Consider the following 14,236-nt stretch of genomic DNA (forward strand, 5'->3'; position numbering starts at 1 on the left):
GAGGTGAAGAGAGATGCGAAACAAACAAAGCCTAGTCTTTTTGGCAAGTAGTTTATTCTTACTACTCCTTGCGCCTATTACTAGCGAAGCGATTAGTAATCCTTCGACAAATATCAACAAAGTCAATCGGGAAATAGTGGAGGAATCGGCCAATGATCAGGCAACTAGCGCTCCTTCTCACTCGGAAACATTAGAGCAAGAACCTTCCCTAGAAACGACAACAACAACCGATAATCATCCAGCAGAAACAGACCAATCAACGGCTACTTTAGAACCTAGCGAACAACAAAAGGATGACGATAACAGTGCAACGGAATCGGCGATAGTTGAACCACAGCCGCGCATGTTGGCTGCGCCATACGCTACTTCATTGCCTGATGATCCTAATATCATTCCAATCGACAAGGTGTTTCAAGAGCCAATTGGAAATGCAACAAGTATTTTAGAAGGTGGGAAGTTATTACAACTAAACCCAGCTGTTAAATCACAAAAAGGAGCTATTTGGTCAAAAAAACCAATCAGTTTATTGTCGGATTTTACCTTTAAAAGTTATTTGTATTTAGGAAACGAGTATGCAAATGCTGGTGATGGTATGACCTTTACCTTAACGAATGATCCTAGAATGTCCACAACGCCTCAAGAAGTCATTGGTTCACCTGGGATGGGAATCGGTGCATACTCCACGAAAGCTGGTCAACCTTATGTTAGAAATGCCTTATCGATTGAGTTTGATACCTATAAAAATACTGGTAGTTCCAACCGAATGGACCGAGAAATTTCACAAGATAAGGGAAATGGACATTTAGCTTTTGTCACTCCGAAAGCTAATAACAACAGCTATACAGGGGAGCATTCAGGCGTCACTGTTGCGCCAACCTATCTATCTAATGGAACCTGGCGCATGTTGACTGTTCATTGGAATGCCGCAACCAAAGCATTAACATATGATTTAGAAGGTGTGGGCACGAATACGTATGTAGTTTCAGATTTAAATGCACAATTTGGCGCAACAACGGTTTATTGGGGCTTTACATCATCCACAGGTGGCAAATACCAAGAGAATGCTTTAGCAATGACACAAATTCCTACCAACGTTACGTCACAAGCAGCCCTTAGCGTGAATGGTCAGGAGTTTAGCTCAGCTGTTGAAGCAGTGAAAAATGATCAGGTGATACTACGGAATACGTTGAATATTGACAATGACTTTATCGAAGATCGTCAACCGCAAGTAAGCATTGACTTACCTGATGAATTAGCATATGAAGAAAATTCATTAACGATTGATGGTAAAAAGGTAGCAGCCAAAGATCTGACACAAACAGGGAATCACTTAACAATTGCTTTAAATGACTACCTAGTTTTAAAGAAGGACATGATGATTGAATTAAAAACAACCCTTCAAGATAATACGCCCGAAAAAGTTTTAACTATGAACTTTGACTATTATGAAGAAGGAACCTTACTGCAAAAGTCAAATAATGTAACGATTACTATTCCTAAACCAACAGAAAAAACAGTAACCGTTTTTTATAAAGATGCGGAAGGTAAAGATATTGCTCCACCTAAAAGTGTAACAGGGAAAATTGGTGCACCCTATCAAGAAAAACCCCTAGATATTTCTGGCTATGTTTTTACAAAAGACTCGGGCAATGCGGAAGGAACAATGACAGAGGAAACAAAAGATATTTATTTTTACTATCGTTTAGGGGAACTATATTTTAAAGAGGCACCAAAACAGATTACTTTTGGTACGGAAAAGATACGTAATCAACCACTAATTAAACTTGGGCATCCCACCGAAGGACTCAAAGTCGTGGATGAACGTAACGCGAATAATTGGCGTTTGCAACTAAAGCAAACGCAATCGTTAACAAATGATTCAATTGTAATGCCAGATGTTTTTTCTTTCGTTTCAACTGCTGGAAGCTCTCAGATTACAAATGAGGCAATTACGCTTTTAGAAAGTAATCAGAAAGGTGAAACAGATTTAACAGCATTACTTGATGAATCAAAACAACAAGGAATTCAAATCAATGTTCCTGTAGCTTATCAAAGAGTTGGAACATTTAAAGCTCGTTTATCTTGGGCGTTAGAAGACGTACCAGGAAATTAAAGAAAAGAATGGAGAAAAGAAAATGAAAAAAGTAACAACAGTATGTTTATCCACATTTATTTTAGGGAGCTTAGGCATGACTTCTCAAGCCTTTGCAGAAGATGGCGGTAGTTATACATCTAATGGTATCGTAGAATTTACACCAAGTGAAGAACCAACTAATCCGGTTGACCCAACGGATCCAACTAATCCAGTTGATCCTATTGACCCAACAGATCCTGAAGGTCCTAATCCAGAAACAAACGGTCCGTTGTCAATTGATTATGCGTCAAGTCTAGACTTTGGTGTTCAAAAAATCACGTCGAAGGATCAAACTTATTTTGCTGCTACCCAAAAATACAAGACGGTAGGTGCAACCGATGAAGTCAAAGAAGGGCCTAACTATGTCCAAGTAACAGATAACCGTGGAACCGAAGCTGGCTGGTCATTAAAAGTGAAACAAGAAGGACAATTTAAATCAACTTCTGGTAAAGAATTGACTGGGGCAGCTATCACGTTTAAAAACGGAAATGTAGTGACTGCTTCAGATTCAGGCAAACCAACAGGCCCAGCCAAAATCACGTTAAATTCAGATGGTAGTCAATCAGATGTAATGAGTGCAGCGAAAGGAAACGGTGCAGGAACTTATTTATTTGATTGGGGAACAGATGCAACTACAGCTGCTAAAAGTATTGAGTTAACTGTTCCAGGTTCTACAACCAAATACGCTGAAAAATACGCCACAAAATTAACATGGACGTTGACAGACGCTCCAGGAAATTAAACGAGTTTTAAAAGAAGAATAGCGGGGAACATGGTTACCTGCTATTCACTACATATAGAAAAGGAGTAAATAATTTGAACAGAAAAAAACAACAATTTCTTTTTTTTCCGATACTACTAATTCTTTTAGCGTTAGTACCTAGCAATGGTTATGCCAGTGAATTTAATTTTGCGGTTACGCCTATTCCATCAGAAAAACAAGTAGATAAAGAAAAAACTTACTTTGATTTATTACTAGCACCAAATGAAGAAACTGAGTTGAAAGTGAACTTGCGCAATGATACAGATAAAGAAGTAAAGGTAGGTATTTCCATCAATAGTGCCATTACCAATTCAAATGTAATCGTGGAGTATGGTGAAAATAAGGGGAAAAAAGATCAAAGTTTAGCGTTTGATATAAAAGACTATGTTCAATACCCCAGCTCAGTTCGTTTAAAACCGAAAAGTGAACAAACGGTTTCTATTAACGTCAAAATGCCTAATACACCCTTTGATGGAGTGTTAGCTAGTGGTATCACTTTTAAAGAAGAGACGTCGGATGAAGGCAAACGTCAAGACGATAAGAGTCAGGGGTTATCCATTAAAAATGAATATTCGTATGTCGTTGCATTATTGATGCAACAAAACAAAAAAAAGGTTGAGCCGAATTTACTTTTGAAAAAAGTCTCACCAGGACAGATTAATGCTAGAAATGTGATTTTAGTCAATCTACAAAATGATCAAAAAACATATATTAACCAAGTTGCCTTTTCGGCAGAGATTACCAAAAAGGGACATGAAGAAGTTTTATATAAAGAGGAAAAAGCAAACATGCAAATTGCACCAAATACCAATTTTTCTGTTCCAATTGCTCTAAAAGGGCAACCGCTTAAGCCAGGAGATTATCATTTGTCTATGACCGTTGTTGGGAATAAAGATGCTGCAGGCGCATTTAAAAAATCAATAAACAATGAATCGATATCTTTTAGAAATCAATGGCAATTTGAAAAAGACTTTACAATTAATGGCGAAGTTGCCAAAGAATTAAATGAAAAAGATGTGACCTTAAAAGAAAATCATTCAAATTTATATTTGATGATTGGCTTACTACTATTATTGATAGTGATTTTAATCATTGCCTGGTTGATTTGGCGAAAAAAGAAACAGGAAAAAAACGAAAGAGAAATATAAAGAGTAGTTAATTTTTGATTTGATCATCGGCAACGTTTTTGTTTGTTTTTACTTATCAAACATGCAGTTTATTCAACAAACCTAACTCAAAAAAAGAAATAATAAGAAGGAGTATTGTTAAATATCGTCTGATACCACTTTACTAGTTATATTTTTTGTTTTGTTATGTAGCTAAAGTATTTGGCAATATATGTGAGAAAAATGGATAAATACAAACATTTACTATTATGGAGTACATTGTTACTCTCGTTTTTTCAAGTAACCAATGTGCAAGCAGCAGAAGAACGGAATCCAATTTATAATCCGACCAATCCAACAGAAGAAATTTATCCGATTGAGAATACTGGCACACCAGAAGAAATGGAAGAAACAAATGAAAGTACTATTACTAGCGAAACGCAAGCGGAAGAAAGTAGCGAAGAAGTTAGTAAAAAAGAAGTGAAAACCAATAATCCAAAAACAAATGAAGAAAGGCCTTCTTCCAAGAAAAGTCAGCATCAAGTATTTTTCACAGATGAATTATTTGATGCTAGCCATATCACCATTGTACCAAATAGCACAGGCGGTGCTGGAACGGAGGGGCAAAACACTTTTTACTTGAATTTCATACGGGAATTAGTAGGAACGGCTATTTATGGGAGAAAGAACTGATAAATGATGAATTATGAAATTTTTTTAAATAAAGAAGATCAACGAAGTTATTCCTTGCTAAGACATTTAGAAGAAAGTCCCACGTTATCGGGTACTTTTATTGCACTTCGCGAAGAATTATCGATGTCGAATTTTTTAGTCAAAAAAACATTAGAAAAATTAAAAGCAGATATTGACAATCTAAAGTTAAGCGACAGCTTAACTTTAGTCGTTTCTGATGTCGATGTTACACTTGAAATTGATGGAAACTATTCAAGTAAACTTTTGCTTACGAAATACTTAACAGAATCGCTCTCTTTTAAATTAGTGTTGTCTTACTTTAGAGGAAATTATAGTTTGACAAAGTTTGCTGAATGTAATCATGTCAGCACCTCTGTGGCGTATAGTACCTTACAGCGGCTAAAAAAAGCCTTAAAGGAGTATCAGATCTATTTTAGTAAGCGGGAAATTGTCGGCAATCAAAAAGCAATTTCATTTTTTTTGTATAAATTGTTCACGCTTTCCAATCAACCAATTTCCGAACTATATTCGGTAAAAGTCTATAATGAAGCGAAACGTGTATTACAGTCTGTTGAGTTAAACTATACTTTCACCACCTATGAGCGGCGGAATTTTTTCCATTATTTAGCTATTATGATTAACAACGAAGGACGTGCGGTGGAAGGGATCGATACGCGCGCACTAAATACATTTTCAGAGGAACTAATAAAAAAATCGCAAGTGGCATGGGCATTGTCCTCAAAATCATTAACATATACGATTGTTTTTTTCCTGTATTTGCATGGCAAACTAGAGAAAAAATATGTCATTCATGAAGATCCTACGATTGAAAGCCTAACTCGTGTTTTCATTGGAAGTTTTGAAAAAGCATTTAATTGTTTAGAGGAGTCAACAAGGAATACTCTAAAAGAAGGGTTAGCAATTATTCATTTTAATGTTATTTATTTTCCGATTAATATGTTTGACGACTTTGAAATGGATTTACAGTTTTTTAAGCAAACATATCCGGAATTTTATTTTTATTTAATTGAATATATTCGTTGGTTAACAGCAAAACATAAAAAAATTGCGAAAGCCAATCACTGTTTGTTTTTTAACTATCTATTGTTGCTAATTAATCATGTTCCGGTTCATTTAATTGCAGAGCCAGCCAAGGTCCTAATTGATTTTTCTTATGGAAAAGAGTATAACCAATTCATCAAAAAAAATTTATCCGTCTATGTGAATTTAAATGTAGAAATTATTGACCCGTTATCAGATGCCTTGCCAGATGTGGTAATTACCAATTTAAATAACTTGTATCAAGAAGAACAGAGTAAAGTTATGGTTTGGCTGGATCCACCTCGTTCGATTGATTGGGTAAATTTAACGCAATCATTATTAACTATTCAAGAAGAAAAATATCAACAACAAAAAGAATCAACAAAGACAAGCGGTGATCCTATCGAATAGAATCATCGCTTGTCTTTGTATTTAAGTCTTTACAAAACCAACCAAGTGTTTTATAATATGAATATACATTCATATGAATGATAAAACATTAATAAGGAGGCGCATAACAATGTCAAAACAAATAGGTGCACACACACATGAAGAAAAAGGTAAAAACGTTCCAGTTATTCTCTTTTTTACAGGATTGGCTCTTTTCTTTATCGGTTTATTTTTAGGGAACATGCTCTTAGTGAAAAATATTCTTTTCTCGTTAGCTGCTATTTTAGCTGGTTATCATATTATTGGGGAAGGCTTTGGAGATACGTATCGGGATACGAAAAACAATCGAAAGTTTTCGCCTAATATTCATTTGTTAATGACCTTAGCTGCCGTTGGTTCAGCATTAATGGGAAGTTTTGAAGAATCAGCATTATTGATTTTGATTTTTGCGGCGGCGCATTTCCTTGAAGATTATGCTCAAGGCAAAAGTCAACGTGAAATTACAAAACTATTAAATTTAAATCCAACAGAAGCTCGCCTAATAACAGACGACGGCTCGATTCAAACTGTTTCAGTTGAACAATTGAAGATTGGTGACCGCGTGCAAGTCCTAAATGGCGCGCAAATTCCGACAGATGGCGTCGTGATTGAAGGAAGTACCGCTGTGGATGAATCATCTATTAATGGGGAAAGTATTCCCAAAGAAAAAAATAGTGGGGACCCAGTTTTTGGTAGTACCATGAACGGTTCAGGCACAATTGTTGTTGAAGTAACAAAAGACAGTTCAGAAACAGTTTTTGCAAAAATCGTACAGCTAGTGAACCAATCACAAGAAAATCAATCGGAAATAGCAAGCAAAATTAAACGATTTGAACCGAAATATGTCACACTAGTTTTAGCCGTTTTTCCACTAATTGTTTTAGGTGGCGCATTACTTTTCCAATTGACTTGGGCTGAAAGCTTTTACAGAGGCTTGGTCTTCTTAATTGCTGCCTCCCCTTGTGCCTTAGCAGCGAGTGCCGTTCCAGCAACTTTATCAGGAATTTCCAATTTAGCAAAACAAGGCGTTTTGTTTAAAGGTGGTTCGTTTTTATCAAATTTAGCTGAAGTGAAAGCACTCGCCTTTGATAAAACAGGTACACTAACAAAAGGGAAACCTGAGGTCACAGATTATCTTTTTATTGATGGCTTAGAAGATCGTCAAGACGAATTAGTAGCTGTTTTAACAAATATGGAGAAAAAATCCAATCACCCATTGGCAACGGCGATCGTTAATCGCTTTGAAGCAGAAACAACGACTTTAAATTTAGAAGTAGAAAATATTGTCGGTGTGGGTTTAGTAACGACCATTGCAGACACAACGTTTAGAATTGGTAAACCATCTAGTTTCGAACAAGTGCCAACAATCATTGAGAAACAAACAACGAGATTAGCGAGTGAAGGCAAAACGGTGGTGTACTTTGCCGAAAATGAACAAGTGATTGGTTTAGTGGCATTGATGGATGTTCCTAATGAAGAAGCGATGAACGCCATTCACTATTTCAAGTCACAAAATATTGAAACAACAATGATTACGGGAGATGCAAAACTTACTGGTGAAGCAGTTGGTCGCTTAGTAGGCGTGGACCAAGTTTTTGCTAATGTTTTACCTGAGGAAAAATCAGCGATTGTTGATCAATTAAAACGCGAAGTAGGGATGACAGGGATGGTTGGTGATGGCATTAACGATGCGCCCGCTTTAGTGAATGCTGATATCGGAGTGGCGATGGGGGATGGCACGGACATTGCTATCGATGTTGCAGACGTGGTAGTGATGAAAAATGATCTTTCTAAATTAGGCTATGCTCACCGTGTTTCAAAACGCTTGAATAAAATTGTGCAACAAAATATCATTTTTTCAATGCTAGTGGTAGCAACGTTAATTATCTTGAACTTTTTAGGTATTGCGAATATCGCATTTAGCGTACTTATTCATGAAGGAAGTACCTTAGTGGTCATTTTTAATGGCTTACGTTTATTAGTTAATACAAAATAAGTCAAATAGTCACTTGTAAGAAAGGAGAGAAAGCGATGAATTCTTTAAAAATGATTGAACTTTCTCTCGCAGATGTTGTCATTCGGATGGCCCTAGCCGTGGTTTTTGGGGCTTTGATTGGGTTAGAAAGAAGTATTAAAAGAAAAGGCTTCGGTATCAGTAGCAACGCCATTTTATGTTTGGCCTCCTGTACGATTTCCATTTTACAGATTCAATCGGTGGATATTTTAGTCGATGTGGTGAAACAAAATAGCGCCTTGGCGTCCATTATTTCTATGGATATTACACGATATGGCGCCCAAGTGATTAGTGGTGTAGGCTTTCTCGGTGCGGGGATTATCGTTTTTAGAGAAAGGAAAGTCTCTGGGTTGACAACAGCAGTAATGATGTGGAATGTTACTATTATTGGTTTAGTCATTGGGATGGGCTTTTTAACCATTGCGTTTATCAATCTCGTGGCGACTTTGCTAGTATTAGCTCTGGCTCATTTTAAACGAAAAACTCCTCTAAAACGATTGCAGCTTATCGTAAAAATGAAGGAACCCATGATTAAAGAAAGCCGACTGCATGAACAACTTCAAGCTTCTTTAGAAAAAGGAGAGCGCTTAGTAGAATTGATTTTGGAATCCGAACAAGAGACAGTCACAGCAAAGATTTCTTATGTAGGTAAAGAAGATTTCTGGCATTCCAACTTGCACCATCTCTTAAAAGAAAAAGGGCACGTTCAATCTGTCTCTGTCACAGAAACAATTTAACCATAAAATAAAGCACTTGGGCGCTAGCGCGCGCCAAGTGCTTTTGTTTAAATATTTAATACTTTATCTAAGAAATCTTTTGTTCGAGGGTTTTGAGGATTTTCAAAGACTTGCTCTGGCGAACCATCTTCTAGGAAGTTGCCGCCATCAATGAACATTACTCGGTTAGCCACTTCTTTTGCAAAGCCCATTTCGTGTGTAACTATGACCATGGTCATTCCTTGTTTTGCTAAATCTTTCATTACACCAAGAACATCGCCAACCATTTCTGGATCAAGGGCTGATGTTGGCTCATCGAAAAGCATGATATCAGGATTCATCGCTAATGCACGTGCAATTGCAACACGTTGTTTTTGACCACCAGACAAAGAATCTGGATACGCATCTTTTTTATCTGCTAACCCAACACGGTCTAAAAGTTCTAACGCTTTTTTCTCTGCTTCATCTTTTGATAAGCGACCTAAATCGGTTGGTGCTAAAACAATGTTTTCTAAAATAGATAAATGTGGGAACAAATTGAAATGTTGGAAAACCATCCCAATATGTTGACGGACTTGGTTGATGTCCGTATTTTTATCTGTCAAGTTCGCACCATCAATAATAATGTCTCCGCTAGAAGCTTCTTCTAATTGATTCAAGCAACGTAAAAAGGTACTCTTACCAGAGCCAGAAGGACCGATGACACAGACTACATCACCTTCGTTAATAGAAACATTAATATCGTTTAAGACAGTGTTGTCACCATATTTTTTCACTAAATGTTCAACTAAGATTTTTTCAGTCATATTAGTTCACCTTCTTTTCAAGGTTTTTCGCTAATTTAGTTAAGCTAGTAATTAAAATTAAATAGATTAACGCAATAACGAAGTAAACCATTGTACTTTGTAATGTCCGAGCAACAATAATTTTTCCTGTTTGTAGTAGTTCGATTAAGCCAATTGCTGAAAGAATAGTTGTATCTTTCAATGAAATAACAAATTGGTTAATGAATGAAGGAATCATAATGCGAATCGCTTGTGGTAAAATAATTTTTTGCATTGTCCGATTATAGGAAAGACCTAAACTTCTTGAAGCTTCCATTTGACCAACTGGAACAGCTTTGATTCCGCCGCGCACAATTTCAGAGATATAGGCACTGGCATTTAAAGTTAATGTGATAATCCCAGCAATGAAGACCGGGATATTAAAGCCAAGCACACCAGGTAATCCGAAATAGATGAAGAACGCTAAGACCATTAAAGGAATGCCGCGAATTAAATCGACATAAATGGTTGAAAGTACACGTAACGCTTTAATTGGTGAAACGCTGAATAGTCCGAAAATAACGCCGACAATTAAAGCAAGTACAAAGGAAATTAACGTTAGTAGAATCGTCATCCATAAACCATGTAACAATTGCTTCCAGTTGTTTTGCATAAAGCCAACAAACGTAGATTCGTCAGCTGTTTCTTCTTTGGCTTCGTTGCCATCTTTCACGTAAGTGCTGATAATTTTATCGTATTCACCTGTACGTTTCATTTCTTTTAAGCCTTCGTTAAACATTTCAAGTAATTCAGGATTTTGACCTTTTTTGACAGCAAAACCGTAAGAACCACCTTTTTCACGAGGAATTGGTGTCGCTAATGGTTGATTTTGCGCAACCCCATAGCCAATGACAGGGTAATCATCCATCATGGCATCAACTTCGCCAATTTCTAACGCACTGTATAATGCATCGGTTGTGTCTAAATACTTAATTGAGTAATCATATTTCTTTTTATTTTTTTCTAAGAAATCAGCACTTTCAGTACCAATTTTTACGCCGACTTTTTTGCCTTTTAAATCATCATACGATTTAATTTTGTCATTGCCTTTTTTGACCGCAATTTGAATACCACTATCAAAGTAAGGAACAGAGAAGTCGAAGGCTTTTTTACGATCATCCGTAATCGTCATGCCTGCAACCATTCCATCTGCTTGACCAGATTCAACAGCTTGGACAGCAGAACTAAAACCAATAAATTTAAATTCAACAGTGAAACCTTGTAATTCAGCTGCACGTTTGACTAAATCTACATCAATTCCGACATAATCGCCTTGGGCATTTTGAAACTCAAACGGAGCAAACGTAGAATCACTAGCAATCACATATTTCTCTTTTTTAGGAGTGATTTTTTTCATCTGTTCGCCAGCGTCTTGTGTATTTGTTTCATCGCCTGTCGCTAAGTAGTTGTTTAAAATTTTATCATAAGTACCATTGTCTTTAAGATTTTTCAAACCAGCGTTGAACTTTTTGATTAATTCAGAGTTTTGGCCTTTTTTCACTGCGAAACCATAAGAACTGCCTGTTTCTTTATCGCCAACTAATTGTAATTTTTGGCCATTTTTAACTGCGTAGCCTAATACAGGATAGTCATCCACGATTGCATCCGCTTCACCGTTTTCTAAGGCTTTATAAAGACCCGTTGCATCATCAAAATTTTTGATGGTGTAGTCATATTTCTCTTTATTTTTTTCAAGGAAATTGGCACTTTCAGTTCCAACTTTAGCCGCAACCGTTTTGCCTTTTAAATCATCATATGATTTAATTTTGTCATTTCCTTTTTTAACCGCTAATTGTAAACCGCTATCGAAGTATGGATCTGAAAAATCAAAGGATTTTTTTCGTTCATCTGTAATGCTCATTCCAGCAATCATGCCATCAATTTGTTTAGATTGAATCGCTTGGACTGCACTATCGAAGCCTAATGGTTTTAAATCCACTTCAAAATCTTGATCTTTGGCAATCGCATCTAATAAATCAACGTCAATCCCAATGTATTTTCCTTTTGAGTCTTGGAATTCAAAAGGAGCGAATGTTAAATCCGTTCCGATTGTATATTTCTTTCCTTCTGCATGTGCTGAAGTGCCACTAATGAATGTTAGCAGAGTTACCATCATCACAAAGAAAGAAAGTAAAAAGTGTTTCCTTTTCATAAAATACCTCCTAGTTTTGCATATTGAACAATTATATAGTAAGAAATAGGAAGCTGACAAGTATTTGAACGCTAAAAAGAGAAAAAAACTCTAATTTCCTTACATTGCATGTTATAAAATATAACATATAAATTAAGAACAAAAGATTAAGATCAGTTGAAGTCCGAAACACCAAAAGTGGCGAAAATATGTTCGGTATGTTAAACTAATAAGTGGACATTCTGCCAGAATGGGCCGATAATTTAAGAGAAATTAGACACTTTGAGGGGGAGTTATAAATGATCGAAAGAGAAACTTCCAATACCTTTCATTTGGCTTCTAAATATGAGCCTGCCGGAGATCAGCCAGCCGCTATTGCTGAACTAGTTGACGGTGTCAAAGGTGGAGAAAAAGCTCAAATTTTACTTGGAGCGACCGGAACAGGTAAAACATTTACAATCTCTAATGTGATTCAAGAAGTGAACAAACCAACATTAGTGATTGCACATAATAAAACACTAGCTGGACAATTATACGGGGAATTTAAAGAATTTTTCCCAGATAATGCGGTCGAGTATTTTGTCAGTTACTATGATTATTATCAACCAGAAGCATATGTACCCTCAAGTGATACATATATTGAAAAAGATTCCAGTATTAATGATGAAATTGATAAACTACGCCATTCAGCGACAAGTTCTTTATTGGAACGAAACGATGTCATCGTGGTAGCATCAGTTTCTTGTATTTTTGGTTTAGGGGATCCGCGGGAATACAGTCAACAAGTTGTTTCATTACGTGTGGGAATGGAACTGGATCGTAATGAGTTACTAAAAAGCTTAGTCGATATTCAATTCGAACGAAATGATATTGATTTTCAACGGGGACGTTTTCGCGTCCGCGGTGATGTGGTTGAGATATTCCCAGCTTCACGGGATGAGCATGCGCTACGTGTTGAATTTTTCGGAGACGAAATTGATCGAATTCGTGAAGTAGATGCGTTAACTGGTGAAATTGTCGGCGAAACAGAGCATGTCGCTATTTTTCCAGCAACACACTTTGTGACGAACGAAGAACATATGGAACACGCCATTTCGCAGATCCAAGAAGAATTAGAGGCACGTCTGAAAGTGCTTCGCAGTGAAAACAAGTTATTGGAAGCTCAACGTTTGGAACAGCGAACCAATTATGATATTGAGATGATGAGAGAAATGGGTTATACATCAGGGATTGAAAATTACTCTCGACATATGGATGGTCGTCAAGAAGGGGAGCCTCCATACACGCTGTTGGACTTTTTCCCAGATGACTTCTTACTTGTAATCGATGAGTCTCACGTAACAATGCCGCAAATTAGAGGGATGTATAATGGTGACCGAGCACGGAAACAAATGTTAGTGGACTATGGTTTCCGTTTACCAAGTGCACTTGATAACCGACCGCTTCGGTTAGAAGAATTTGAACAACATGTAAACCAAATTGTTTATGTATCGGCAACACCAGGCCCTTATGAAATGGAACAAACAGAGACTGTTGTTCAACAAATCATTCGACCAACAGGTTTACTAGATCCAGAAGTAGAAATCCGTCCAATTATGGGTCAAATTGATGATTTGGTGGGCGAAATTCATGAACGGATCGAAAAAGATCAGCGGGTGTTTGTCACAACCTTAACGAAGAAAATGGCCGAAGATTTAACCGACTATTTCAAAGAATTAGGCTTAAAAGTTAAATATTTGCATAGTGATATAAAAACACTGGAAAGAACGGAGATTATCCGCGACTTACGATTAGGCGAATTTGATATTCTAATAGGTATTAACTTATTACGTGAAGGAATCGATGTGCCAGAAGTTTCCTTAATTGCGATTCTAGATGCGGATAAAGAAGGCTTCTTACGTAGTGAACGCTCATTAGTGCAAACGATGGGACGGGCTGCCCGGAACGCCGAAGGAAAAGTTATTATGTATGCAGATAAAATCACCGATTCGATGCAACGAGCTATGGATGAAACAGCACGACGTCGAGCGATCCAAGAAGCATATAATGAAGAACATGGCATTGAACCAAAAACAATTATTAAAGAAATTCGTGATTTAATTTCTATTTCCAAAACAGCTGATAAAGATGAAACAGTGGTTCAATTGGATAAATCATATGAAGATTTATCAAGACAAGAAAAAGCTGATCTATTAATGAAACTTGAAAGAGAAATGAAAGATGCGGCCAAAGCATTAGACTTCGAAACTGCAGCCACATTACGAGATACCATTCTTGAATTAAAAGCTGCCAAATAAGTCAACCAACGGATTAAGTAAAAGATACGATGAACCATCGTATCTTTTACTAATCTTTTCTCTATAGAATGACTTGAAATGATTTGAC

Annotated in this window: 10 protein-coding genes; 8 read left to right on the forward strand and 2 right to left on the reverse strand. The window is 36.7% G+C overall.

Annotated features, from left to right (window positions below):
• Positions 1–13 precede the first annotated feature (13 nt).
• The 7 genes from IGI87_RS02805 to IGI87_RS02835 all read left to right on the forward strand — a co-directional run bounded on the left by IGI87_RS02805 (position 14) and on the right by IGI87_RS02835 (position 8,917).
• Complete coding sequence (locus IGI87_RS02805) at positions 14–2,113, forward strand: lectin-like domain-containing protein (RefSeq protein ID WP_438736201.1); 2,100 nt, start codon at positions 14–16, stop codon at positions 2,111–2,113.
• 22 nt (positions 2,114–2,135) lie between these two features.
• On the forward strand, positions 2,136–2,876 hold the full coding sequence (locus IGI87_RS02810) for a WxL domain-containing protein (protein WP_438736202.1): 741 nt from the start codon (positions 2,136–2,138) through the stop codon (positions 2,874–2,876).
• Positions 2,877–2,950: 74 nt separating this feature from the next.
• A complete protein-coding gene (locus IGI87_RS02815; protein ID WP_438736203.1) occupies positions 2,951–4,045 on the forward strand; it encodes a DUF916 and DUF3324 domain-containing protein in 1,095 nt (364 codons plus the stop codon).
• Positions 4,046–4,246: 201 nt separating this feature from the next.
• Positions 4,247–4,696: a hypothetical protein gene (locus IGI87_RS02820; protein WP_104855220.1), complete on the forward strand. Its 450-nt coding sequence runs from the start codon at positions 4,247–4,249 to the stop codon at positions 4,694–4,696.
• A gap of 3 nt (positions 4,697–4,699) precedes the next feature.
• Positions 4,700–6,148, forward strand: a complete 1,449-nt coding sequence (locus IGI87_RS02825; RefSeq protein WP_438736204.1) for a helix-turn-helix domain-containing protein — start codon at positions 4,700–4,702, stop codon at positions 6,146–6,148.
• 109 nt (positions 6,149–6,257) lie between these two features.
• On the forward strand, positions 6,258–8,162 hold the full coding sequence (locus IGI87_RS02830) for a heavy metal translocating P-type ATPase (RefSeq protein ID WP_104855222.1): 1,905 nt from the start codon (positions 6,258–6,260) through the stop codon (positions 8,160–8,162).
• A gap of 35 nt (positions 8,163–8,197) precedes the next feature.
• Positions 8,198–8,917 (forward strand): MgtC/SapB family protein, encoded by a 720-nt coding sequence (locus IGI87_RS02835; protein WP_438736205.1) that lies wholly within the window; start codon positions 8,198–8,200, stop codon positions 8,915–8,917.
• A gap of 47 nt (positions 8,918–8,964) precedes the next feature.
• On the opposite strand, the gene IGI87_RS02840 is transcribed toward IGI87_RS02835, so the two are convergent.
• Both IGI87_RS02840 and IGI87_RS02845 read right to left on the reverse strand, forming a co-directional pair.
• Positions 8,965–9,702, reverse strand: a complete 738-nt coding sequence (locus tag IGI87_RS02840; RefSeq protein ID WP_016618263.1) for an amino acid ABC transporter ATP-binding protein — start codon at positions 9,700–9,702, stop codon at positions 8,965–8,967.
• Position 9,703: 1 nt separating this feature from the next.
• Positions 9,704–11,872, reverse strand: coding sequence for an amino acid ABC transporter substrate-binding protein/permease (locus IGI87_RS02845; protein ID WP_113794906.1), 2,169 nt, complete (start codon positions 11,870–11,872; stop codon positions 9,704–9,706).
• 278 nt (positions 11,873–12,150) lie between these two features.
• Here IGI87_RS02845 and uvrB point away from each other — a divergent pair, with 278 nt between their 5' ends.
• A complete protein-coding gene (uvrB, locus tag IGI87_RS02850; RefSeq protein WP_104855225.1) occupies positions 12,151–14,148 on the forward strand; it encodes an excinuclease ABC subunit UvrB in 1,998 nt (665 codons plus the stop codon).
• Positions 14,149–14,236: the final 88 nt, after the last annotated feature.

Source organism: Enterococcus sp. DIV1444a (genome assembly GCF_051712125.1).
Classification (GTDB): Bacteria; Bacillota; Bacilli; order Lactobacillales; family Enterococcaceae; genus Enterococcus; species Enterococcus faecalis.